Genomic DNA, 23,391 nt, shown 5'->3' with positions numbered 1-23,391 from the left:
CCTTGTATGTATCACGCAATCATCGATTACTTATCGTGATTCATGATAAAAAAGTATTCGCGGTAGTATTTTAATTCTGCGATCGAATCACGGATATCATCCATTGCCAAATGCGACGCATTTTTCTTTAAACCGCTCATAATCTCGGGTCTCCAGCGTTTCGCCAGTTCTTTTACCGAAGATACGTCCAGATTACGATAATGGAAGAATTGTTCCAGTTCAGGCATCAAACGATGCAGGAAACGGCGGTCTTGGCAAATTGAGTTACCGCACATCGGGGAAGATTTTGGATTGACCCATTTTTTCAAAAATTCGAGTGTTTGCTGTTCCGCATCTTGTGCTGTCAGTTTACTACGGCGCACACGCTCGATCAGGCCTGACTGACCATGTTGCTTGGTATTCCACTCATCCATTGCATTTAGAATCAGATCAGATTGATGTACCGCTAAAACAGGCCCTTCAGCCAAGATATTTAAATGATCATCTGTAATAATTGTTGCAATTTCAATGATCTTGTCATTATCGGTATCAAGACCGGTCATTTCCAGATCGATCCAAATTAATCGTGTATCAGGGGTGCTGCTCATGGATGGCAATTCTAAAGTGCTTAAAAACATCAATAGTAGCAAATTAATTACATCTTGGCTGTAATTCTATAGCGGCTTCATGCTATTTTTGCGGTCTTCAAAGTGTGGATTTTTTGGGATATGAATGGCTTTAATTCGTAAGCGTCGTTTAACCGAACAACAGCAGCGTCGTATTGAGAAACAGCATAAATCGCGTCAGGACGACATTGACACGTCACAAGATTTAGATGGGCTGGTTGTTCAGCATTATGGTCGTCAACTCGAAGTACAAGCCTTGTCTGTGCCTGAACAGCATCCTGAAAAACCGCAAGTGGCCGAGGGTGAGCCGGAACCGTTCTGGAAACCGATTGAACTGGACAGCATCTGGCGTTGTCACACCCGTACCAACCTAGAACTTTTGGTTACAGGTGACCGGGTGAAATGGCAAGCCGATCCAATTACGGGTTTGGGCATTATCACCGCGATTTATCCAAGACAATCTTTACTGACTCGCCCCGACCGTTATCACAAGGTCAAACCGGTTGCTGCCAATATCAGCCTGATCGTCATCGTGTTTGCGCCTTTACCTGAACCCGCACCGACCTTGATCGACCGCTATCTGGTGGCCTGTGCCGATGCCAATATTCCAGCGTTGTTGGTGCTGAATAAATCAGACTTGCTGACTGAACATGATCCGATTCTGACCTTGCTCAGTGAATATGAAGCCCTAGGCTATGAAACCCTGATTTGCCATTCACGAGGCGATCTCTCTGAACTGTCAGCACGTTTGGACAATGAAACTGTTGCGTTCGTTGGGCAGTCGGGTGTCGGTAAAAGCTCATTGATCAATACCATCGTTCCTGATGCTGCACAGAAAACCAATGTGATTTCAGAAAATTCGGCACTCGGTCAACACACCACCACTTCGACCCGTTTGATCAAATTTGGAACAAACGGTGCGCTCATTGATTCTCCGGGAATCCGTGAGTTTGGACTATGGCATCTCAGTCCAGAAAAGGTGCGTACCGGTTTTCCCGAGATTGAAACGCATCTGGGACTTTGCCAGTTCCGGAATTGCACCCATACCCATGAGAAAAATTGCGCACTGAAACAAGCGGTTGAGGCTGGTGAAATTTTGCCAAGACGCCTGGACAGTTATCTGCGTTTAATGGATGAAATTCAGGAAGCTCAGCAAAAAAGTTAATTTTGTTGGGCTTTTCCCCTTGAACTAACATTTTTGATCACCATAGAGATAAGTTATACTCAGGATCAATTTTGTATTTTAATTTTAGGTGACTTGTGGAACGCTGGTTAGAGTTTATGGGGAATCACCCCTTCTTGTTTGGTACGCTCGGCGTGTTAATCGTGTTGTTCTTTATTTTGGAAGGACAACGCAATGGTCGTAAAATTTCACCACAATCACTCGGTATCTTGGTCAAGGCAAAAAATGCCATCTTGATCGACTTACGTGATGGAAAAGATTTCCGCGATGGTCACATCAGCGGTAGCCGTAACATTCCATATAGCCAGATCACCAGTCATGTTGATGAATTAAAAGCAAGTGATCGTCCATTGGTCTTCATTTGTAACTTAGGGCAAGTTGCCGGTTCAGCACTACAAAAAGTAGGTCACGCTGACAGCTACCGTCTAGACGGTGGGATTAGCAACTGGAAAGCGCAAGGCTTACCTTTAGTTAAAAGCAAAACCAAAGCTTAAGGAGAGATAACATGACAACACCAAACGTCACCATCTATTCAACCCTTTCTTGCCCGTACTGTGTCCGTGCAAAACAATTACTTGAGCGTAAAGGTGTTGCTTTTAAAGAAATTAATCTTTCCAATGAAGCACCAGAAGTTCGTATTGAATTGATGCAACGTACCAATCACCGTACAGTGCCACAAATTTTTATTAAAGATCAGTTTATCGGTGGTTTTGATCAACTTTATGCTTTAGAGCGTGAAGGTAAACTCGACCAATTATTGGCTTAACAGCATATCTATTAGCTTAACAACACATCCGAGATTTAAGGAAAAACAATGAGCGAAGAACAAGTTCAACCACAACTCGCGTTAGAACGTATTTATACCAAAGACATTTCTTTTGAAGTTCCTGGTGCACAAGTATTTACCAAGCAATGGCAACCAGAACTCAACATCAATTTATCTTCTGCTGCAGAAAAAATTGATCCAACACACTATGAAGTGTCTTTAAAAGTTGTGGTTCAAGCGAACAACGAAAATGAAACTGCGTTCATCGTTGATGTAACTCAATCAGGTATCTTCCTGGTCGATGGTGTTGAAGAAGACCGTCTTCCATACATCTTGGGTGCGTACTGCCCGAATATCCTGTTCCCGTTCTTACGCGAAGCGGTCAATGATTTGGTGACAAAGGGTAGCTTCCCGCAATTGCTTCTTACACCAATCAACTTTGATGCTGAATTTGAAGCAAACATGCAACGCCTCCAAGCGGATGCAGACGCGCAAGGTCAAGCATAAGTCATTCTCTCCATATTCCTCTTCATAAAAGAAGAGGAACGCCTCCTTTTTAAAAGGGAGGTTGGGAGGGATTAGCTGCAAAAGGACTGATTTTTCAGTCCTTTTTTTATGCTTAAGCCACAATGGTTCTAAAGGTCAGATTAATCCGTGCGGTACTGACTTTTTTGGTCGGTGGCAAGCGGTGCAACCAATAACTCTGGGTGGTATCTTTCATCACCAATAAACTGCCATGCTCTAAATAGAGCTCGACTTTTTCTTTGCTCTGTTTATGTTTAAAAGCAAATTTCCGCTCTGCGCCAAAGCTCAAAGACGCAATTGCACCATCTTTTTTGAGATCCGTTTCCGCATCACTATGCCAAGCCATCCCTTCTTCACCACAATGATAAAGATTCAGCAAACAGGAATTAAAGGTCTCACCAGTTAACTCTTCGACCAGTTGTTTTAGTTCAACTAATTCCTCTGTCCACGGCAAGGCATATTTATTCATATTGGAATAGGTATATTCAAAGCGCCGGTCTCCATACCACGCCACTTTGCGTTTAGTCGTCAATAATTTTCCAAAGATCAGCGCCTGATCATTTTCCCAGACAATGCGATGCAGCAGCATTTCAAAATAATGATCTGCCAGCGCGGTCTGCAGCACTTTGCCATAGTACTGTACCGTGCCATCATAGGGTAAATGATTCAGTTCAGGATCAGCTTCAATATCAAATAGTTGCATCTTTCCACTTCTTATAGGCTTGCCGCATACAATGTCCACAAGGACGATAGCCTTGTGCTATCGCTTCATCTTCATTCAAGAAAAATACCCGATTGTTTTTCAGCATGCGCTTCCCCGAGGCACAGGTCAACCGGCCATAAATTTTAAGCTGTGCATTGCCTGCAAATACAATCTGTTGCTGTTTCAGTTTCTGATGTAACACGGTCTGTGTTAATTCAAGATGTCGCCACATCAGATTAACTCACCGCATCATGGAAAATAATCCCAAGGCTATAACGCTGACCGTGCAGCACCGGACTGACCCCGTGCTTGATATTGACCCGGTAATAACCCTGACTGCCTTTTTCTGGCTTAAATTGCGTGGTAAAAATCAACAGATCGCCTTGCTGTGGCTGCATCACCATGGCCTTGGATTGAGCTCTCGGGCTTTGTTGGGTAAAGACCAGTTCTCCTCCTGTAAAATCCCGATTCGGCTGACTCAGTACAATCACCAGTTGTAAAGGAAAATACACCTCACCATATAAATCCTGATGAAGTGTATTAAAGCCGCCCTGCTCATATTTCAAAATCAGCGGCGTTGCCAGTACTTGTCCCTGTTGATGGCATTGCTGTAAAAACTCAGCATGTGAAGCCGGAAATGTTTGCGCTATCTTCAGTACCCTAAACCATGCATTGGCGATCGGCGCCAGATGGGAATAGACCTCATGGCGTAGCTGTTCAATCAGATTGGGCAACGGATAAGTAAAATATTTATATTCACCTCGACCAAAACGATAGCGTTGCATATCCACCGTTTTACGATACAGCTCCGCTTGCGGATACAACTGTTGCAGCAGTTCGCACTGTTCGGTCGATAACACCTGCTCAATCAAGGCAAATCCCTGATGGTGGATTTGCTCTGTGATCCGCTCCCAATCCGCAGCCTGAATCTTATCAATCACAGTCTGTATCTGCTCTTGTTCATATTGCGGCATGGCTTTGCACACCTTCCCAGCCAATGATTGCTGTTTTCCGCACGCTCCCCCACTCATAGCCGCCAAACAGGCCACTGGACTGAATCACTCGATGACAGGGAATCAGGAATGCCACAGGATTACTGCCTATCGCAGTACCTACTGCCCGTGCTGCTTTGGGATGATCAATGACTCGGGCAAGTTCAGCATAAGTGGCAAGCTGTCCCATCGGAATTTTGAGCAGACTTTGCCACACCTTGAGTTGAAACTCGGTGCCTTTTAAATGCAGTTTAATTTCAGCCAATTGCTGCTGGTCTTTTTGAAACAGGGCCAAAGCACTTTGCTGAAAGGCATCAACCTGTTCAATAAAAGCAGCCTGAGGAAATTGCATCTTTAACTGCATCAGCGCATCAACCTGATTGTCCACAAAACTGAGCGCACAAATACCTTTATGCGTGGATGCAATCAGGACTTCACCAAACAAGGTCTCTGCAAATTGATAGTGGATGGTCAGACTCTGGCCACCATGTTTATATTCAGCCGGCGTCATGCCTTCAATCTGGATAAACAGATCATGCAAGCGACTGGTACTGGACAGGCCTGTGGCAAAGGTGGCATCAAAAATACTGCCCTGTTCCTGTTTCAAAATCCGTTTGGCATGTTCAAGACTAATATACTGTAAAAACTTTTTAGGACTGGTGCCGACCCAATCGGTAAATAAACGCTGAAAATGGGCAGGACTTAAGTGAATGTGCGCAGCCACTTCATCCAGTTGTGGTTGTTGCTGAAAGTTCTGCTGGATGTACTGAATCGCTTGGGCAATACGCTCATAATTACGTTGTTGTGAGGACATATCATCACCTCTCATCATTCTTGTTTTCACTGTAGCAACTTTGTCACCCAGTGAAAATCTGAATCATGCTCAGTCTCAACCCGGTCGTTTTACGGTCTCAAATTCCAATAAAAAAGCTGCACTTGTTTAAGTACAGCCCTCTCAGGTTATCACCCATCACTAATCAATCAGTGGGTGTAATACTTATGCCCCTGATCACGTAATTCCACAATCTTTTTACCCTGTTTTTTGGCGTCATCCAGCTTACCGGCTTGTACCAGTAATTTGGCCTTATCAATTTCCCCGACAATCTGGTCAAATAACGCTGTTGAAGCAGGAACTTTCGCCTGTGTATTTGCAGCCAGATTATATTGTTTCGAATGTACCGCAGCAGTACGCATATTATTTAACGCAGCTGTAGCAGCCTGTGCATTGCTGGCTTGATTAAACGCTTTGTAATTCTTGCCCAGCGTTTTCATGTCATCTTCTAAACCCGCAGCCATTGCCGTATGGCTGAATGCAAAAGCGGACAACATCACAACGGTGGCTAAAGTTTTTTTAATCATCAGGATATCCTATCAAAAACTGTGGCTATGCTTTATTTGTCATATGCAAAAACTTTGTCGCTGACATCCAGGGTACAAAGCATATTGCTGATTTAGCATACATAAAAAATGCAACGAAATCGTTGCATTTTAATAAAAAAGATTGCTTCTCTCGTTTATAAACGACGGCGTAAAGCATCAGCAATAGATTCAACCAGTTGCTGTGAAATCTCCTGTTTCGTTGCTTTTTCCAGCTCACGCTTTTTCATATGATAAGACTGGGCGAAGAACACGGTCATGGCATTTTGATCTGAAGCAAAACCGATGTCAGGACGTGATACATCATTACAGGCAATCATATCCAGTTTTTTCGCCACCAGTTTACCTGCCGCATATTCTTCTACATTTTGCGTTTCAGCGGCAAAGCCGACCATAAATGGACGTTCTTCCTGCTGGGCAATGGTCGCCACAATGTCCGGGTTTTTCACTAATGCGACTGCAAGTTCATCACCTGCTTTTTTAATCTTATGTTCTGCAACCTGTGCCACACGATAGTCCGCTACAGCCGCCGTTGCAATGAAGATGTCACACCCTTCTTTCAGCTGGTTCATACTGACATCCAGCATCTGCATGGCTGAACTGACATTAATGCGTTGTACACCATTCGGCGTATCCAAACTAACAGGTCCAGCGACCAACGTCACTTTTGCCCCTGCGGCATAGCAGGCAGCTGCCAGTGCAAAGCCCATTTTACCGGTACTATGGTTTGAAATATAACGTACCGGATCAATCGCTTCACGGGTCGGCCCTGCAGTAATGGTGACGCGCTTTCCAGCCAACAGGCCAAATTTTTCAGCGAGCGCACGTTGTGCCTTATGGAAATAGGCCGCAACCTGACGGGCCAAATCTTCAGGCTCAGGCATACGGCCCAGCCCCACATCACCACAGGCCTGTTCACCAGCATCTGGCATGATCACATGCACGCCATCTTCCACCAGCGTTTGCAGATTGCGTTGTGTCGCTTTCGCCGCCCACATCTGCTGGTTCATGGCTGGTGCCACCCAGACCGGTGCTTTGGTTGCCAGATAGAGCGTACTGAGCAAGTCATCCGCCAAACCATTGGCAAATTTTGCGATGCTGTCACAGCTGGCAGGTGCAACCAGAACCAGATCGGCCCAACGAGCCAATTCAATATGTCCCATACCGGCTTCGGCTTCAGGATCAAGCAGTTCGGTATGCACCGGATTTCCAGACAGCGCCTGAAAAGTAAGAGGGGTAATAAATGCTTGCGCGCCATGTGTCATGACCACACGGACATCAAAACCGAAATCTTTTAAACGGCGCACCAAGATGGCACTTTTATAGGCAGCAATACCACCTGTAACCGCTAATATAATGTTTTTATGGGGAATAACACTTAGATCGAAGCTCACAAACAGGATACCTTACTGTTGCAGTGGCGCTCACAATAGCATTAAATAAGTGGATACCCAAGTGGCACCCTCAACATTTCAGTGGAACTGACGGTAGAGAATATTATTGGTCTGGCAAAAATCAAAAGGCAACGCCTGGCATTCCTTTTTGCCTAAAAAAATAATAATCACAATAAAATCAAGGGGAAAAATAAGCATTGAATCAATCGATAAAAACCTGGCCCGAGCAAGAACGTCCCAGAGAACGACTTTTATCTCAAGGTGCACAAAGCTTATCTGATGCCGAACTGTTGGCGATTTTTCTTCGTTCAGGCTCGAAACAACACTCTGCGGTGGAGTTGGCACGTATTTTGATTCAACACTTTGGCGGACTTAACTTGATATTTGATGCCAATCTTGAGGACTTATCACAATTTAATGGGATTGCTGCGACCAAGTATGCCCAGCTCATGGCAGTCAAAGAACTGGGGCGACGTTATCTGAATAATCATTTCCATCAGCAACGACTTTGTCTGGATACCTCTACGCTGGTGCTCGACTATTTACGTTATGAACTGTTGGGAGAAAAGCAGGAAGTCTTTGCGGTACTGTGCCTCGATGCAGAGTTGAGAAAATTGCATTTCAAAAAACTGTTTTTTGGCTCGCATCATTCCTGCACTGTTTCACTCAACCAGACCTTACGCTATGCCTTACAACAGCAAGCCTGCCAGATCGTGGTGGCCCATAATCATCCCTATGGAATTGCCCAACCGTCCCCCGAAGATATTTATCTGACCCAGCAGTTGAAACAGGCCTGTAAGTTACTAGAAATCCACCTGATCGATCACTTTATTATTTCGCCTGAAGGACATTTTTCCTTTTCTGAACAACAACTACTCAACCCTGCCCCAATCAGGCAATCTGGTCTTGACAAAGCCTGAATCTGGCCTGAACATCAACACATAAAATTAATGATTCATATAACATGATTGTCCGTGACCAGCCGAGTATTTTTAAAGTTTTATTCTCATGGCGTGGGACGATTCTACCCAAAATTTTACCTTCGCTCGGCTTCGTGATGCTGATCTCTGCCATTATTGGTGGTGTTGAATATGTCGGACTTTACCGGTTTCCTGAAATTCCATTGGTTGGCTTTACCCTGATCGGTGTAGTCCTGTCGATTTTCCTCGGCTTTAAAAATACCGCCTGTTATGACCGTTGGTGGGAAGCCCGTAAACTCTGGGGCGTTCTGATTGCCACAGCCCGTCATTTTGATCGGGACTGTCGTGTTCTAACCCAAGCCCGCCGGGAACGTATCATTCAAAATGTAATTGTCTTTGCCAATGTTTTGCGAGACCGTTTGCGCCATCAAACCGCAAATCCGACCGAATTGACGGAAACCAGCGGCTTGAGCCAACAGGCACTTACCCAGCTTTACCAACAGCACAATGCCCCGCAATACACCTTAAGCCTGATCCAGTGGGAACTGTTACAGGCCATGAAAGAGGGCGAAATCTCGGATATTATCTATACCCAGATGAACCGTCATGTAGCGGCTTTAAGCGAAATGCAAACCGGTTGTGATCGTATTGCCAACACGCCAATTCCCTTCGCCTATTCGGTGTTACTGAATCGAACCGTATATTTCTTCTGCTTTATGTTACCTTTCAGCTTAGGTTCTTTGTTAGGTTTGGCCACCCCCTTACTGGTGGGAATTCTGGCTTATACCTTTCTTGGTCTGGATGCCTTAAGTACTGAAATTGAAGAACCTTTTGGCACACAAAGTAACGACCTACCGCTTGATGCCATGGTTCGCTCGATTGAGATCGAATTACTCGGCACTTTGGGCCGCCCGACGCCACCGCCAATTCAGGCCCAAGATCACAACTTGCTTTAATTTCAATGCCCTCCAATGAGGGCATTTTTATTCGGATGATAAATCAAACGCTTAACCAAACTGTGAGGGTACCAGAGACTTGAAGCGCTCCGTGAACTGCCCATTCCAGTACGGATAATAAGGATAAGGTGGATAAATCGCACTGGCCTGATCTAACTGCGCCCGATGCTCAGTCGATAACTGAAGATCTTTTGCTTTGAGGTTTTCTTGCAGTTGCGTCTGATTACGCGCACCAATCAAGACACTGGAAACGGTTGGACGCTGTAACAACCAGTTCAAGGCAATTTGAGGAATGGAATAACCTGTTTCGATTGCAATCTGTTTAAGTGCATCAATGACCTGATAAAGATGTGTCTCATTCACAGGCGGGGCAAACTGTGCCGTCTCATGCAAACGGCTCTGGGCCGGAATCGGATTTTCCCGATCAAATTTACCGGTTAAGCGTCCCCAGCCCAAAGGGCTCCACACCACTGCACCGATCTGTTGATCGTCATTCAAAGGCATCAGCTCCCACTCATAATCACGGCCAATTAAAGAATAATAGACCTGATTGACCACAAACTTTTCATAACCATGTTGTTCTGCAATGGCCTGAGCTTTCATCAGTTGCCAGCCAGCAAAATTGGACACGCCGATATAACGGACTTTACCACTGCGTACCAGTTCATCCAGCGTTTTCATCAATTGATGTAATGCGGTAAAACTATCAAACTGATGTAATTGCAATACATCAATATAATCGGTTCCGAGTCGGGTCAGCGATTGCTCTACGGCGGAAAGTAAATAGTCCCGACTAAATCCTGCAGCATTTAAATGCGCCGAGCTACGAATACCCACCTTGGTCGAAATAATTGCCTGCTGTCTTTTCGAAGCCAGAGCCTTGCCCAGCATTCGCTCCGACTCGCCATCCGAATAGACATCTGCGGTATCAAAGTAATTGATCCCGGCATCCAGTGCCGCCTGAATCATTTGATTGGCCTCGCTTTGGCTGGCTTGCCCCCAGGCAGAAAAGATTTGTCCCTGCCCGCCTAAAGTACCCGCGCCAAATCCTAATTCCGAGACTTTTAAACCTGAGTTTCCTAGAAAATGATATTTCATGATGCTTCTCTTAAACCTGTATTTGCTTAAGATCTAAAATAGCGCTAGGGGTTTATTAAAAAAACCACGATAATCAGGAAATACTTTTCTGGTTTTATTGATAATGAATACAGAAGATTTCCAGTTTTTTATTCGGGTTGCAGACTTGGGCTCGATCAGCAAAGCCGCACAAGATGCCAATATTTCCGTGTCAGTCGCCAGCCAGAAACTGCAACGTCTGGAACAACAGTTACAATTGCGTTTATTTCATCGTACCACCCGCACACTCAGCTTGACAGAAGAAGGCCGCACCTTGCTGACCCACGGGCGTAGCTGGCTGGCTGATTTTGTCAATTTACATGAGTCATTAAAAGTCAAAGATCATATCCTTTCCGGAACATTGCGTATGACCGCTTCCGCAATCTTTGGGACCAAGATCTTAATGCCTGTAATTGCCAAATTCTCGCTGTTACATCCTGAACTAAACATTCATCTGGACCTGAATGATCAAAACATTGATTTAATTCAACAGGGCATGGATCTGGCGATTCGGATCGGACAGTTACAAAGCTCCAGTCTGATTGCCAGACAATTAAGCTCAAATCCCAGGTTGCTGTGTGCGTCACCCGCTTACCTGCAATACTATGGGATTCCAGAAAGCTTATCTGATCTCAAAGCTCATCGCTGTATTTTGCAACAGCATGCCAATGGCTTAACTGACCAGTGGTATTTTCTGAATAAAGCGGGTGAAACTGAACAGATCCGTGTCGAAGGTTACTTTAGTAGCAATTCGGGTGAAGCCATTCGACAGGCTGCCTTACAGGGCTTAGGCATTTCCAATCATTCGCTCTGGCATGTTGCGGAAGATTTAAATACCGGCACATTGGTCCAGGTGCTGCCTGATTTTCCCGTGCAGGCCACTGCAATCTATGCCGTGTTTCCGCATCGAGACTTGGTACCGCCGAAGGTGCAATGCTTTTTAGATTATTTAAGCGATTACTTCCAGCAACACGCTGATTGGCAAATTAAAACCTAAGTTGATTTAGAGTCCTGCAAAACCATGAAACATCCATTGAATGCTCCATAAAACAATCAGGAATAAGACAACAATGAAGCAAAGTTGTAATTTTTTCATTGTTCCACTTATTGAAAACGTTCCCAAATTCCGCTCTGTCCTTGATTGACTCGCGGCGTTTGTCCCAGTTTGATCCACGGCATATTGTCGCCATGAAAATCACTGCCAATTGAAACCGTCAGATTAAATTGCTGAATCATCCGGTCGACCATCTGTCGGGTTGAAGCGGGCTCAATACTCGGCGGTAACTCAACCGCATCCCCCCCAGATTCAGCAAAAAGTTCAATCAGGTAACGGACATTGGTTGCCGACAAATCATAACGGGTTGGGTGAGCCAGAACAGCCAACCCGCCACTGGCATGAATAATCTCGATGGTTTCCTTCAGCCCCACCCCTTCGAATTTGACAAAGGCTTTCTTGCCTTCTTTCAGGAAACGGTCAAAAGCCTGCTGCGGACGACTCACAATATTCTTGTCGACTAAGGCTTTGGCAATATGGGTGCGAGTCACCCGATCTGCCTCCCCATCCACTTGGGCAATCACATCAGGATAAATATCAAAATCGATACATTTTTCTAAGAGCTGACAAATCACTTTGGCCCGTTCCGCACGGATTTTTTTCTGATTTTCCAGCATGGCCCTGATCGGTGCTTCATCTTGCATATTTAAAGCCACGATATGCACACCGTAGCTCTTTTTGGTATTGGGTCTCGACCACTGACTGGAAACTTCTACGCCAGAAATAATTTGAATATCATAATCTTGTGCATAATTTCGCGCCCGTTCCAGCCCATCCATAGTGTCATGGTCAGTCACAGCCAGTATCTGTATTTTTAAGTCAACAGCAGCCTGTACCAGCTGCTCAGGAGAGAAGGTACCGTCGGAAATGAGCGTATGGGTATGTAAATCGACACCGAACATGGTTTGTATTATGCTATCTGACCTATTTCATCATCGTACTGTAACATGAAAGCGTTGCTCGACTATCTTCCGATTATTATCTTCTTTTATTTTTATAAAACCACCGATCCTAAAGATAGTCATCATCCCTTGTTGCAGTTGGTGGGCAGCGCAGGAAATACCGACCAGAACCATATTCTGGTGGCGACCTGTGCCCTGCTGATCTCGACGCTTGTGGTCTATGGCTGCCTGTTCTTTTTCCAGAAATTCAAGCTGGAAAAAATGCAGTGGTTTATTGTGCTCATGTCGGTCATTTTTGGAGGCATCACGCTGATTTTTAGCGATGTCACCTACATCAAAATGAAGGCGATTATCATCAATATCGGGATTGGTCTGGGCTTTTTAGTCACCCCTTTATTTAATAAAGAACGCATGCCAATTATCCAGAAACTGTTAGGTTCAATGTTAGAGCTGAGCCCTAGAGGCTGGATCAAATTGAACTGGGCCTGGTGCGGTCAATTCTTTTTGCTTGCTGCTTTGCATTTCTTCTTTGGTTTTGTCTATATGCAAGGAAAATATTGGGGCGAATTCACGGCTTTTGGCGATATTATCGTTTCTCTGAGTTACCTTGCTGCTATACTGTTTTTCTTACGAAAACATTTCAAAACCACTGAATAGATTTTAAATCATCGAGCTACTGCCATGCCATATTTTGTGCTGACCTGTACTGATCGCGAAGGTACTCTGGAAAAACGTTTAGCCACCCGTCCGCAACATATTGAACGTCTACAAAAGTTAGATGATGAAGGTCGTTTAATTGCTGCGGGTGCACATCCTAAAGATCCCAATGATCCACAGGCAGGCTTTTTTGGCAGTACCATGATTGTTGAATTTGAGAGCCGCGAAGCACTGGATGCCTGGATTCAGGAAGAGCCATTTTTAAAAGAAGGGATCTACTCAGATATTGAGGTTAGACCGTTCAACAAAGCTTTTCCAAAAGGGTAAATCATGCACATTGCAGTCAAAAGCTTTTTCATTTTAAGTTTACTCAGTTCTAGTGCATGGGCTGTAGAACCTGCTACACCGACTGTTGCCCCAATAGCAGTCGCTCCAGCGACACCAGCTAAAATCACCACCGCCACACCTGCCACTGCGGCTAAACCGCTGACGGCTGAACAGATTGTTAAAGCCAAACAACAGCAAGATGCTAAAGTCAAAGCCATGATTCAGGATCAGGCCAGCCGTTTGAAGCAACTTGAGCATGCCAATCTTGAAGCACTGGCACAGAATCAGGAACTACAGTTAAAAAATGACAATTTAACGGTTCAGGTTCAGGTGTTGCAAAGCGAACGTAGTGCACAAATGTTTTTATACGGCGCCATGACTATTGCGGTCGGTGTGATTCTCGGTTTCTTTATTGCCAGTTATGTTTACACTAAACGCCGTCGTCAGTGGTAAAACCAACATCTTTATTTATGTCTCTCTCATCAAAACTACAAACTGCTGATCTGGACTGGGAATGGGTCGATGGTATCGAGATTCCTATTTCCAAGCAATTTGGCGATGTCTACTTTTCCAAAGCTAACGGTTTACTTGAAACACGCCATGTGTTTTTAAACGGTAATGATTTAACTGAACGTCTTGCGCAACTGAGTGATTATCAATACTTCTGTGTGGGAGAAACTGGTTTTGGCACAGGGCTGAATATTTTGACCCTGTGGCAACTCTGGCAACAGGTACGTCCAGATAACCATAGCCATCTACATGCTATCAGTGTAGAGAAGTTTCCCCTCAGCAAAGCAGACCTGGTTCGCGCACTGAATGTCTGGCCTGAGCTAAAGCCACTGGCCGAACAGCTGATTCAGCAATATCCCCTGCCGATTGCAGGCTGTCACCGTCTCAGTTTTCCAGAACAACGTTTCAGCATTGATTTATGGCTGGGTGATGCCCAGGATATCTTCCCCGTCATCCCCAAAACACAAGCGGTCAATGCCTGGTTTCTGGATGGTTTCGCCCCCTCCTGTAACCCGGATATGTGGCAAGAAAATGTGCTGAATCACATCGTGCGTTTGTCCGAGTTCGGAACCACCTTCGCATCCTTTAGTGTGGCTGGTGTACTGAAACGTGGACTGAAACAACATGGCATCCAGATTAGCCGTCCACGGGGTTTTGGGCATAAACGGGAAATGCTCAAAGCGATCTGGCAGGACATTGCAACACCTGAAACAGGCTCAATAAATTCAGAACAGCTCCCTGCCACCGAAACCGAAGCAAATACAAGCCGATTAAACACCGGACCACGCCAGATCGCGATTATTGGCGCTGGAATCGCAGGTTTAAGCTCAGCCTGGGCATTTGCTCAACGTGGCCATCAAGTCACCATATACGAGCAAAATGAGCCGCTTGCAGGCGCTTCTGGCAATCCACTGGCGCTGCTCAACCCCAAACTATGCCCGATTGATCAGGCACCTGAACACCTGATGACCTTAAGCTGGCAGCATGCGCTCAACTTTTATACGCGTTTTAAGGCTTTTAGGCCAATTCAGGTCCAGCAATTGGCATTGAAGAATGCGGATGAATTACTGGCTTTGGCAGAACAATATCCTGAAGGTGTTTTATCAGCACCATCAGAGCAGCACCAATTCCCGAAGACAGACTTGCCGAATTTGACACTACATCATGCAGGTGCAGTTTCTCCACACCAGTTACGTGATGAAATCTTACAGCATCCGAATATCAGCATAAAAACAGCCAGAATTTCCCGCTTAAACTCAGTCGGATCACGAACTGAACTTTGGCAGGAGCAACAACGGATCGCCACGGCAGATCATGTTATTGTCTGTTGCGCCAGACAAAGTGCGGAACTGTTTGAAAACTACCCGGCTTTAAAGCCCATTCGGGGACAAGTCAGCTGGGTTGAGAATCGCCAGCAGCCTTTAGCGCTGGATCAGGCCTATAGTTATGGCGGCTATTGCATGCAACTGGATGCCTCACACTTGATTCTGGGAGCTTCGTTTTATCCCAATCGGGATGATGCCGAAGTCTTGGCTGAAGACCATGTGCATAACCACGAACTTATCCACAATGTGTTCCCTGAATACGCACAACAGTTGCCTGCTCTAGAGCACTGGCAAGGTCGGGCCGCTGTCCGTGCCCAGAGTCTGGATTACTTTCCTCTGGTCGGCAAAGTCCACAACCATGAGCAAAACTATAGCTTTGCAGGTTTAGGGTCGAAAGGATTCTTGTTTGCGCCACTATGTAGTGAGATTCTGGCGGCATTGATCTTGGGTGAACTGTGTCCGGTTCCACAACCGTTACTGGATAAATTGAATCCGCAACGCTTCCAGAAGAAAGTAAAAGCTAAAAAACCGTATTATTCAGGTTAAGTATTTGGACGTTTGAATCTTTATTATTTTTGAATTTGCCAAAATACCCAAGTATTTTGGCAAATTTTTGAGTGTTTTAAGCGCCTTGTTCCAAAGCTAAGCCTGCATCACGCGCTGCGCGTGTGCCACCCATCAATACAACATACTCACGAGAACTATCAATACCGTCTAAAAGCTCTGCTGCACGCGGTGCTTTACTACCGCCACCACACAGAATGTAAATCGGTTGATCCGCTGCCACTTGAGTCAAACTATCCGCAGTTAATTCAGCAATTGGACGATTCACCGCCCCTTTGACATGAGCCTCTGTATACGCTTTGGTATCTCGGACATCCCAAATGACTGCGCCTTCTGGGAACTCAAATGTTGTAATTTCTTGTTTACGGATCATTGTGCACTCCTTTGATGTAAACAACACTTGGCAAATGAAGAAAACCCCCTTAGCATCTCAAATATTCTTTCCCTTTGTAAAGGTCTAACTATGCCTTCTTTTGATATTGTTTCTGAATTAGAGTTATTTGAAGTCAATCATGCGGTGCAAAACACGCAAAAAGAAATTGCTACACGTTTTGACTTCCGTGGGCAGGATGTTTCAATTGAGCTAAATGAAAAAAATAAAGAAATCAAAATTTCAACTGAAAGTGATTTCCAGTGTGAACAAGTCTATACCATGCTGGAAAACCATTTCTATAAACGTAAAGTTGACGTACAGGCACTCGATCCACAAAAGGCAACCGCTTCAGGTAAAAATGTAGTGCAAGTGATCAAGCTTAAAGATGGACTTGACTCAGATACCGCAAAAAAAATTAATAAAGCCATTAAAGAAAGTGGCATCAAAGCGCAATCTTCTATCCAAGGAGACAAAATCCGTGTCACGGATAAAAAGCGCGATACTTTGCAACAAGTGATGAACTTTTTACGTGAACAACAATTTGGTCTGCCACTGCAATTTAATAACTTCAAAGATTAAGTAATAGGTTCATCATGGCAAAAGATAACCGTCTTTATAAGCTGGTTAAAACCACCTCTAAATTTCCAAAAGGCATTCGTAGCACGCTCTGGAGCAAAGCGTTTGGTCGTGTTGTTCCTATGGTCGGCACAGCCAATATCCGCTATTTGGAAGTGGATAAAGACCACGTGACTGTTCGTATTGAAAACCAGCGCAATATGCAAAACCATATTAAAGGGGTTCATGCTGCCGCAATGGCATTACTTGCAGAAACTGCGACGGGCTTTTTAACGGGTTTACATGTTCCGGATGATCGTATTCTGTTGATCAAATCACTGCATGTGGATTATTTAAAAGTCGCACAAGGTGGTTTAACTGCAACAGCGAGCTTATCGGCAGATTTGCAAAAGTTTATTGCTGAAAATGAAAAAGGCGAGTTATTGATTCCTGTGACCGTGATTGATGATTCTGGTAACGAACCGATCCAGTGCCAGATGCTTTGGGCCTGGTTACCAAAACGTAAAAAATAATAACCGGTCTAGACTACTCCAAGTTCATCATTAGTATCAGGATACAAGCCTATCTGTTTGTGTTCTGATGCTAAAAATGAAAAAAATATTGCTTCTTTCCCATGTATTTGTCCTGCTCAATCTAGCATTTTACCCAGGTCAAGTCTTTGCTGCTGATGCCTCTTCCCGCGTTTCTGTGCCCGCAAAGCACACAAAGTCTGTAGCTGAACAAAACAAGAAAATTGTCACCGATTTTTATGAAGGTGTTTTCCTGAAACATCAGGTCAAACAATACGCGGATCGTTATATTGGGAATCAGTATATTCAGCACAATCCGAATGTACCTGATGGTAAGGCGCCTTTTGTAAACTTCTTTACGCAAAAATTTAGTCATCATCCTCAGGCAAAGAATGTCATCAAGAAAGTGATTGCTGAAGGAAATTTAGTCGTCCTGCATGTGCATTCGACTGAAAATGACACTGACCGAGGCCGAGCCATTATAGATATATTCCGGGTTGAACATGGCAAAATTGTAGAGCACTGGGATGTGATACAGAACATTCCAGAGAACAGCAAAAATACCAATACCATGTTCTAAGCAGAGTACACATAAAAAAAGCCCAACATCATGTGGGCTTTTTATAGTTTGGGCTTAGATAAATTTTTCAATCATTGCCATCAATTGCTGGAGATGTTCAGCATCAACCTCATCAAACTGATTTAGTTCATCACTGTCAATATCCAGCACACCGACACACTCACCATTTTTCATGATGGGTAACACAATTTCCGATTTAGAGTCAGAGCTACAGGCAATATGCCCGGGAAACTGATCCACATCAGGCACCACAATTACTTGCTGTTGTTGCCATGCTGAACCACACACACCACGACCTTTAGCAATACGGGTACAGGCAATTGGTCCTTGAAAAGGTCCTAATACCAGCTCATTTCCTTTCACCAGATAAAAGCCAATCCAGAACCAGCCAAATTGCTGTCTGAGTGCCGCACAGATATTGGCCAGATTCGCGATCACATCAGCTTCATCTTCAACAATGGCCTGAATCTGTGGCAGGATACTTTGATATTGCTCAACTTTGTGGCCCTGTTGTAAAACCAGTTCTTCAGCCATCTGTATATTCTCGATTAAAAAATAGTGTTAAAACATCATTAGCTGTTCTAGTAAGTGCAGATATTAAAACGGATCATTTAAGCTGACTGTGAAGCTAGAAAAGCCTGTTTAATTTCATCTGTAATTAAACGTTTATTTCCATTTACATCCACCGCAACAAATGTAAATACGCCTTCGGTAATCCGTACAGGTTCACGTGAATCATCGTGACTGTTCCACACTTCGATTTGAACCTGTACCGAGCTGCTACCGACTTTCAGAATCTTGGTATAACAGCTAATCACATTACCTACTTTTACAGGCACAAGGAAAGTCATCTGATTAATGGCAATCGTCGCACAACGGCCTTTACTAAAACGTTCAACATGAATCGCTCCAGCCAGATCCATCTGGGAAACAATCCAGCCTCCAAAAACATCACCACTCCAGTTGGTATCCGCTGGCATGGCAATATTTTGTAGAGATAAGATCCCTTCAGGATGCTTTGGGCGTTCGCTCATGTTAATTTCCTTGCTGTTGCTGTAATTGCTGATCTAGCCACTGTTGCAGTTCAGGTGCACGTAATGCGCCACTGATTCTCGCCACTTCTGTGGTTTTGTTCATGAGAACCAGAGTTGGGATGCTACGGACATTAAATGCAGCGCTCAAACGCGGGTTTGCTTCCGTATCGATTTTGGCAAAAACAACGTAAGGATTTTGCTTGGCGACCTGAGCAAAATGTGGCGCCATCATTTTACATGGACCACACCATTCTGCCCATAGGTCAATCAGCACAGGTAAATCACTATTGCTAATGAAATTGCTAAAGTTTTGTTCATTCAGCTCAATCGGTTCTAAAGGCAGCAATGCTTGATGGCACTGACCGCAATTGGGATGAACCGCCAGTTTTTCTTCAGGTACACGATTTTTTGCACCACATGATGCACAGACAATAATCATTTACATCACTCCGATATGTTGATGTAAAAATTCTAATTGGGTTGTCACTGCTTTTTCAAACCAAGAATCGTGATAAATATCGAAATGCTTCATTTCCCATTCATGATAGCTCACAAATGGCGCAATATTGGTGGCGGCTTCACGACTTGAGGCAATCGGAATCAGGCTGTCATATTTAGCCGCAATAAATAACACTGGAATATTAATCTTGCGTACAAACTGAATCGGCCGGTAACGCATCAGATTAAAAAACACCCGTGCAGGCACTTCGCCACTCCAGTAATAATCAGGATTTACAATCGAATGATAACCGTAATAACTATCTGAGGTCGGTAAGAAACAGAGTTTATATTGATCGACTACGGGTAAGGTTTTAGGCGCCAAGCCCATCTTGGAGCCCATATAGTCCTGACTGGAACGTTTCAATGCTTCTGGATAACGTTGCAATGGATATAGCTTGGCTGTTTCTGCCCCGTCAACATAAGGCACTTGTACCATCACTGCCTGAATATTTTTCAGATCCGTCGCCAAACTCAGTGCATAGCCACCACTGAGTGATGTACCCCACAAAATAATCCGTCGGCTATCAATCGACTTACAGTTAGAGGCATATTGAATCACGCTCTTCCAATCATCAAGCTGGGCACTGAGCGATACCAGTTCACGCGGTTTACCGGTACTGCCGCCCCAATAACGATAGTCGAACAAAATCACGGCATAGCCGGCATGGGCAAAACGCTGTGCATACTGAACCAACTTAAATTGACGCAATCCGGCAAATCCATGCGCCATCACAATCACAGCAGGTTTGATATTTGTTTTCGGAAGATAGAAGTCGGCAGCGATGGTTTCATCACCACTCGTAACATACAACGGCTCAACTGTATAAGTATGCATGCGCGCTCCATTGCGTATCTTATTCGTTATCATCGTTTATTTAATATAGACATTTAAACCCAAGATCGAGCTTAATGCTATGATAGATAGAGCATAAAATGTTTTGTTTGATTTTGGAGTGACAAGATGTCAGAAAATATAGGTTTTGCAGGTCAAATCGGCCCGGAGCATGTAGCTCAGGTTGTTGAAAAAGGTTTCAAATCGATTATTAATAACCGTCCTGATATGGAAGGTGGGTCTGATCAGCCGACCAGTGCACAGATTGAAGAGTCTGCTCGCAGTGCAGGTCTGGATTATGTCTATCAGCCTGTTGTGGCGGGTCAGATTACTGAACTGGACGTGCGTACTTTTGCAAATCATTATAATGAACTGCCAAAACCGATTTTGATGTTCTGCCGCACAGGAAACCGTTCGAATAATTTATATCAGTTAGCAAAACAGATGGATTTGTTGGACGATTAAATTCATTACATTTCATTACCCGATCAAAATAGTTAAATCTTGCGATTTATATGAAGATGGTTCTTTTTCATAAGATAAAGAACCATGTCCAAACTAGCTATTATCCTGTTATGTCTTTTCGCTGTTTCAGCTTGTAGCTCAATGCAAGTTCGTCCGACTGCCTCAGTCAGTGTAGGAACAGCATTATAAAAAAACAGCACCGAAGTGCTGTTCTCTACTCATGCTAATTAACGTATAAATCTGAATGATGTTACTTTATTCGGGGCTGTGATTGTTACTAAGATTCTATCTCCTGCTGCACAACCTTTCAGCTCTGCACCATATTTTGTAACCGTACTATTACTAAAAGAGCTAGGGGATTCTAAGTTCATTACACTTGGTACCGGATTATCACCTTTAACAATCTTAGCAGTACACGATAAATTATTGGCATCGGTATTATCTTCAGTTGAGACCCCGATAGTTGTACCAGATGGCATTGGAACAGTTAACATACTATTACCAAAGACTTGGAATCCAAATGAATCTGAAGTAATTAAATTACCACTTATTCCATAATTATTAATAAATGTTGGTGTATCAGAAGCAAAAGAGAAAATCATTTGTTGACGTAAAGTCGTTGCTAGCTGATCATCACAAGTGTATGGAATATTAGGTTGGAAAACTGAGGATATTGTACAGAGGTTGGTGCTATATGGTGCGGCAACACGCTTATAAAGAAATTCTCCATTGCCACTATCATAAGTAGCATTTTCATTATCATCACGGAAAAAATTACCAATATTATTGTCAAGTGTATCAATTCCCCCAGCGCTGATTGGCGTATAAACACCATCCCCATCTTTATCCGTATATGATTTATCACCTTCTACATAAGCCAGCACGGTCACACGTCCATTTGCAGGCCGAGGATTCTGCGTACGCAAATTAACACTACATTGACCATCTACTGTTTTACAACTACCGTCAACTTTCCCGCCCTCAGCAACAAAATTGACCACTGTACCATCTGGAACACTATTAGAATTCCGGTCTGCTAACATTGCGGTAATGCTTGCGATATCTCCATCTTTATCTGATTGTAAAGATTGCTTACTTGTAGATAAACTAAAACTCTTCTGTGTAGCTCGTCCAGTGGTCACTGTGACATTTTTAGATAATGCACTTAGACCATTCGATAAGCTTGCTTTAATCTCAACAGGGCCAGGAATATTACCGGGATAGACTGTTACGATTACTTTACCCTCACTATCACTTTTAATAGTTTGAGCTGTACGATTGCCTAATCGAATAAAGTTTAAGTCCGTAGGAGCTTTCTCTAGACTCACGGTAACATCTTGATTTTTAAGTACGGTACCATTTGAATAAACTGTAAATTCAATTTGTCCAGAGGAAGATGAACCACTTGAATTAATTCCTAATTGCACAGGATCTTTTGTCGTATAGATGACTGAAGTTGCCAGAGCCCGAGCGATTGAAACAGAAATACTACTGGTTACTCCTGTCGAGGTTGCCGCTCTGATCTGTTGATTGCCATCACATAAGTTGCCTTTCGAATCAAAAGCATAGTATGTTGTTGCAATATTTCCCTGATTAGATGACGTTACATTACTATTACTAAAACTTCCACAATCAGCAGTAAAGTTAACTGGTACATTATTTTGATAATTACCTTTGGAGTCTTGTGTGACTAAACTTAATAGTGTTGATCCACCAGATTCAAGAGTTGAACTAGCCGCAAGCATATTAGAAATTACAACGTCTTGTTTAGAAAAAACAATATTTAAATTAGCAGGTGTAGAGGTTACATTATTATAGACAGCTGTTGCCGATAAAACGTATACCCCTGTGACCGTCGGATCGGTAGGTATTATAGAAATTGTAGCGACGCCTTCCGCATTCGTAAGTGCTGTTGCATTTGTAGTACCAAACACCATATTACTACCAGTGAAAGTTACAACAGCTCCACTAATACCTTTTCCATTATTATCTTTAACGACAACCTGAGCTGTTACCCCTTGATTTGTAATTGTCGTAACTGCATTGCCATTAGAATCAGTTAAAGAGATAGTTCCTATATTTACTGCTGTAACGGGAGTCTCACCATTTCCACCAGAAGAGTTATTATTGTCTCCACCCGAAGAACTATTATTATTGGAACCATAATAGCCACCGCCTCCCCCACCACAACTTGCTAATAAAACAGATACAGCAATCGCTGACAACTTTAAAGTAAGTTGTTTTTTATTCATGATCATTCCTTTTTATCCCCGATCAAATCCCCAAATGGAATTAGACTTTTCATTATAAAAATATGCCTAATGTAACCATAATATAGATTTTGTGTAAATATAGTTTGTCTTCAAGTAAAGATAATTAAAGTGAAGCCAATCAAACTATTTGTAAGAATCGAGAATTATGTTAGGACTTTTAACAAATAAATTTTTTCCTTAAAAGAAATAAAGGTTGCTCTGAGATAAATATGCCGAAAGAGATGTAATTTAATAAACCAACTTATTTTTTCCCACGCAATAAAAAACACCCCTAACCGTCAGGTTAGGGGTGTTTCGTATTTAAGAGCTGGCGATGACTTACTCTCACATGGCAAGTGCCACACTACCATCAGCGCTAAGAGGTTTCACTTC

29 protein-coding genes and 1 pseudogene are annotated in these 23,391 nt (G+C 43.6%); 15 read left to right on the top strand and 15 right to left on the bottom strand.

The window, feature by feature from the left end; translation table 11 throughout:
• Positions 1–26: 26 nt before the first annotated feature.
• A complete protein-coding gene (orn, locus tag IEV39_RS17085; protein ID WP_032876378.1) occupies positions 27–587 on the bottom strand; it encodes an oligoribonuclease in 561 nt (186 codons plus the stop codon).
• Between the two features lie 124 nt (positions 588–711).
• On the opposite strand from orn, the gene rsgA reads away from it, so the two are divergent.
• The 4 genes from rsgA to secB all read left to right on the top strand — a co-directional run bounded on the left by rsgA (position 712) and on the right by secB (position 3,061).
• Entirely contained in the window at positions 712–1,770 is a 1,059-nt protein-coding gene (rsgA, locus tag IEV39_RS17080; RefSeq protein WP_005283253.1) for a ribosome small subunit-dependent GTPase A, read from the top strand.
• 95 nt (positions 1,771–1,865) lie between these two features.
• The gene (locus IEV39_RS17075) at positions 1,866–2,282 is read left to right on the top strand and encodes a rhodanese-like domain-containing protein (protein ID WP_004655885.1); all 417 of its coding nucleotides are present in this window, start codon (positions 1,866–1,868) and stop codon (positions 2,280–2,282) included.
• 11 nt (positions 2,283–2,293) lie between these two features.
• A complete protein-coding gene (gene grxC, locus IEV39_RS17070) occupies positions 2,294–2,554 on the top strand; it encodes a glutaredoxin 3 (protein ID WP_004774456.1) in 261 nt (86 codons plus the stop codon).
• A 48-nt stretch (positions 2,555–2,602) separates the two neighbouring features.
• A complete protein-coding gene (gene secB, locus IEV39_RS17065) occupies positions 2,603–3,061 on the top strand; it encodes a protein-export chaperone SecB (protein ID WP_004655889.1) in 459 nt (152 codons plus the stop codon).
• A gap of 112 nt (positions 3,062–3,173) precedes the next feature.
• On the opposite strand, the gene IEV39_RS17060 is transcribed toward secB, so the two are convergent.
• From IEV39_RS17060 to coaBC, 6 genes are all read right to left on the bottom strand, one after another.
• Complete coding sequence (locus IEV39_RS17060) at positions 3,174–3,782, bottom strand: alpha-ketoglutarate-dependent dioxygenase AlkB family protein (protein ID WP_005283249.1); 609 nt, start codon at positions 3,780–3,782, stop codon at positions 3,174–3,176.
• On the bottom strand, positions 3,769–4,014 hold the full coding sequence (locus IEV39_RS17055) for an Ada metal-binding domain-containing protein (RefSeq protein WP_005283246.1): 246 nt from the start codon (positions 4,012–4,014) through the stop codon (positions 3,769–3,771). The genes IEV39_RS17060 and IEV39_RS17055 overlap by 14 nt, the downstream gene beginning before the upstream one ends.
• 4 nt (positions 4,015–4,018) lie before the next feature.
• Positions 4,019–4,756 (bottom strand): 2OG-Fe(II) oxygenase, encoded by a 738-nt coding sequence (locus tag IEV39_RS17050; protein WP_005283243.1) that lies wholly within the window; start codon positions 4,754–4,756, stop codon positions 4,019–4,021.
• Positions 4,743–5,588, bottom strand: coding sequence for a methylated-DNA--[protein]-cysteine S-methyltransferase (locus tag IEV39_RS17045; protein WP_005283241.1), 846 nt, complete (start codon positions 5,586–5,588; stop codon positions 4,743–4,745). Before IEV39_RS17045 ends, IEV39_RS17050 begins: the two co-directional genes overlap by 14 nt.
• A gap of 167 nt (positions 5,589–5,755) precedes the next feature.
• Positions 5,756–6,133 (bottom strand): cytochrome b562, encoded by a 378-nt coding sequence (locus IEV39_RS17040; protein WP_005283238.1) that lies wholly within the window; start codon positions 6,131–6,133, stop codon positions 5,756–5,758.
• Between the two features lie 155 nt (positions 6,134–6,288).
• Positions 6,289–7,545, bottom strand: a complete 1,257-nt coding sequence (gene coaBC / locus IEV39_RS17035; protein WP_005283236.1) for a bifunctional phosphopantothenoylcysteine decarboxylase/phosphopantothenate--cysteine ligase CoaBC — start codon at positions 7,543–7,545, stop codon at positions 6,289–6,291.
• A 197-nt stretch (positions 7,546–7,742) separates the two neighbouring features.
• On the opposite strand from coaBC, the gene radC reads away from it, so the two are divergent.
• Together radC and IEV39_RS17025 are read left to right on the top strand one after the other, a co-directional pair.
• Positions 7,743–8,465: a RadC family protein gene (gene radC, locus IEV39_RS17030; RefSeq protein WP_005283232.1), complete on the top strand. Its 723-nt coding sequence runs from the start codon at positions 7,743–7,745 to the stop codon at positions 8,463–8,465.
• 44 nt (positions 8,466–8,509) lie between these two features.
• Positions 8,510–9,421: a bestrophin family protein gene (locus IEV39_RS17025; protein WP_005228572.1), complete on the top strand. Its 912-nt coding sequence runs from the start codon at positions 8,510–8,512 to the stop codon at positions 9,419–9,421.
• Between the two features lie 51 nt (positions 9,422–9,472).
• Here IEV39_RS17025 and IEV39_RS17020 read toward each other — a convergent pair whose 3' ends face one another.
• On the bottom strand, positions 9,473–10,519 hold the full coding sequence (locus IEV39_RS17020) for an aldo/keto reductase (RefSeq protein ID WP_005283229.1): 1,047 nt from the start codon (positions 10,517–10,519) through the stop codon (positions 9,473–9,475).
• A gap of 103 nt (positions 10,520–10,622) precedes the next feature.
• Between IEV39_RS17020 and IEV39_RS17015 the strand changes: the two genes are divergently transcribed.
• Complete coding sequence (locus IEV39_RS17015; protein ID WP_005283226.1) at positions 10,623–11,534, top strand: LysR family transcriptional regulator; 912 nt, start codon at positions 10,623–10,625, stop codon at positions 11,532–11,534.
• Positions 11,535–11,641: 107 nt separating this feature from the next.
• Here the strand turns inward: IEV39_RS17015 and IEV39_RS17010 are convergent, their stop codons facing one another.
• The gene (locus IEV39_RS17010) at positions 11,642–12,493 is read right to left on the bottom strand and encodes a PHP domain-containing protein (protein WP_005283221.1); all 852 of its coding nucleotides are present in this window, start codon (positions 12,491–12,493) and stop codon (positions 11,642–11,644) included.
• A gap of 45 nt (positions 12,494–12,538) precedes the next feature.
• Here IEV39_RS17010 and IEV39_RS17005 point away from each other — a divergent pair, with 45 nt between their 5' ends.
• From IEV39_RS17005 to mnmC, 4 genes are read left to right on the top strand one after another with little or no spacing between them, the layout of a single operon-like run.
• Positions 12,539–13,150, top strand: a complete 612-nt coding sequence (locus IEV39_RS17005) for a septation protein IspZ (RefSeq protein ID WP_005228564.1) — start codon at positions 12,539–12,541, stop codon at positions 13,148–13,150.
• A gap of 24 nt (positions 13,151–13,174) precedes the next feature.
• Positions 13,175–13,477, top strand: coding sequence for a YciI family protein (locus tag IEV39_RS17000; RefSeq protein WP_005228562.1), 303 nt, complete (start codon positions 13,175–13,177; stop codon positions 13,475–13,477).
• A gap of 3 nt (positions 13,478–13,480) precedes the next feature.
• On the top strand, positions 13,481–13,930 hold the full coding sequence (locus tag IEV39_RS16995; RefSeq protein WP_005283216.1) for an SH3 domain-containing protein: 450 nt from the start codon (positions 13,481–13,483) through the stop codon (positions 13,928–13,930).
• Positions 13,931–13,947: 17 nt separating this feature from the next.
• On the top strand, positions 13,948–15,858 hold the full coding sequence (gene mnmC / locus IEV39_RS16990) for a bifunctional tRNA (5-methylaminomethyl-2-thiouridine)(34)-methyltransferase MnmC2/FAD-dependent 5-carboxymethylaminomethyl-2-thiouridine(34) oxidoreductase MnmC1 (RefSeq protein ID WP_005283213.1): 1,911 nt from the start codon (positions 13,948–13,950) through the stop codon (positions 15,856–15,858).
• A gap of 76 nt (positions 15,859–15,934) precedes the next feature.
• Here mnmC and IEV39_RS16985 read toward each other — a convergent pair whose 3' ends face one another.
• Positions 15,935–16,249: a rhodanese-like domain-containing protein gene (locus tag IEV39_RS16985; RefSeq protein WP_004774429.1), complete on the bottom strand. Its 315-nt coding sequence runs from the start codon at positions 16,247–16,249 to the stop codon at positions 15,935–15,937.
• Positions 16,250–16,339: 90 nt separating this feature from the next.
• Between IEV39_RS16985 and IEV39_RS16980 the strand changes: the two genes are divergently transcribed.
• From IEV39_RS16980 to IEV39_RS16970, 3 genes are all read left to right on the top strand, one after another.
• Positions 16,340–16,828: a YajQ family cyclic di-GMP-binding protein gene (locus IEV39_RS16980; protein ID WP_004774427.1), complete on the top strand. Its 489-nt coding sequence runs from the start codon at positions 16,340–16,342 to the stop codon at positions 16,826–16,828.
• Positions 16,829–16,842: 14 nt separating this feature from the next.
• On the top strand, positions 16,843–17,337 hold the full coding sequence (locus tag IEV39_RS16975) for a DUF4442 domain-containing protein (RefSeq protein ID WP_005283210.1): 495 nt from the start codon (positions 16,843–16,845) through the stop codon (positions 17,335–17,337).
• Positions 17,338–17,404: 67 nt separating this feature from the next.
• Positions 17,405–17,914, top strand: coding sequence for a nuclear transport factor 2 family protein (locus IEV39_RS16970; protein WP_005283206.1), 510 nt, complete (start codon positions 17,405–17,407; stop codon positions 17,912–17,914).
• Between the two features lie 54 nt (positions 17,915–17,968).
• On the opposite strand, the gene msrC is transcribed toward IEV39_RS16970, so the two are convergent.
• The 4 genes from msrC to IEV39_RS16950 all read right to left on the bottom strand — a co-directional run bounded on the left by msrC (position 17,969) and on the right by IEV39_RS16950 (position 20,284).
• A complete protein-coding gene (msrC, locus tag IEV39_RS16965) occupies positions 17,969–18,448 on the bottom strand; it encodes a free L-methionine (R)-S-oxide reductase MsrC (RefSeq protein ID WP_005228550.1) in 480 nt (159 codons plus the stop codon).
• Between the two features lie 77 nt (positions 18,449–18,525).
• A complete protein-coding gene (locus IEV39_RS16960) occupies positions 18,526–18,948 on the bottom strand; it encodes an acyl-CoA thioesterase (RefSeq protein ID WP_005283204.1) in 423 nt (140 codons plus the stop codon).
• A gap of 1 nt (position 18,949) precedes the next feature.
• Complete coding sequence (trxC, locus tag IEV39_RS16955) at positions 18,950–19,387, bottom strand: thioredoxin TrxC (RefSeq protein ID WP_005283202.1); 438 nt, start codon at positions 19,385–19,387, stop codon at positions 18,950–18,952.
• The gene (locus tag IEV39_RS16950) at positions 19,388–20,284 is read right to left on the bottom strand and encodes an alpha/beta hydrolase (protein WP_005283197.1); all 897 of its coding nucleotides are present in this window, start codon (positions 20,282–20,284) and stop codon (positions 19,388–19,390) included.
• 126 nt (positions 20,285–20,410) lie between these two features.
• On the opposite strand from IEV39_RS16950, the gene IEV39_RS16945 reads away from it, so the two are divergent.
• Positions 20,411–20,746: a protein tyrosine phosphatase family protein gene (locus IEV39_RS16945; RefSeq protein WP_005283194.1), complete on the top strand. Its 336-nt coding sequence runs from the start codon at positions 20,411–20,413 to the stop codon at positions 20,744–20,746.
• A gap of 2,122 nt (positions 20,747–22,868) precedes the next feature.
• Here the strand turns inward: IEV39_RS16945 and IEV39_RS18695 are convergent.
• Positions 22,869–23,004, bottom strand: a pseudogene (locus tag IEV39_RS18695) (hypothetical protein); the annotation flags it as partial.
• Positions 23,005–23,391: the final 387 nt, after the last annotated feature.

The sequence above is a fragment of the Acinetobacter courvalinii genome (genome assembly GCF_014635545.1).
Taxonomy (GTDB): Bacteria; Pseudomonadota; Gammaproteobacteria; order Pseudomonadales; family Moraxellaceae; genus Acinetobacter; species Acinetobacter courvalinii.
This window is presented reverse-complemented; position numbering and strand designations above follow the sequence as displayed.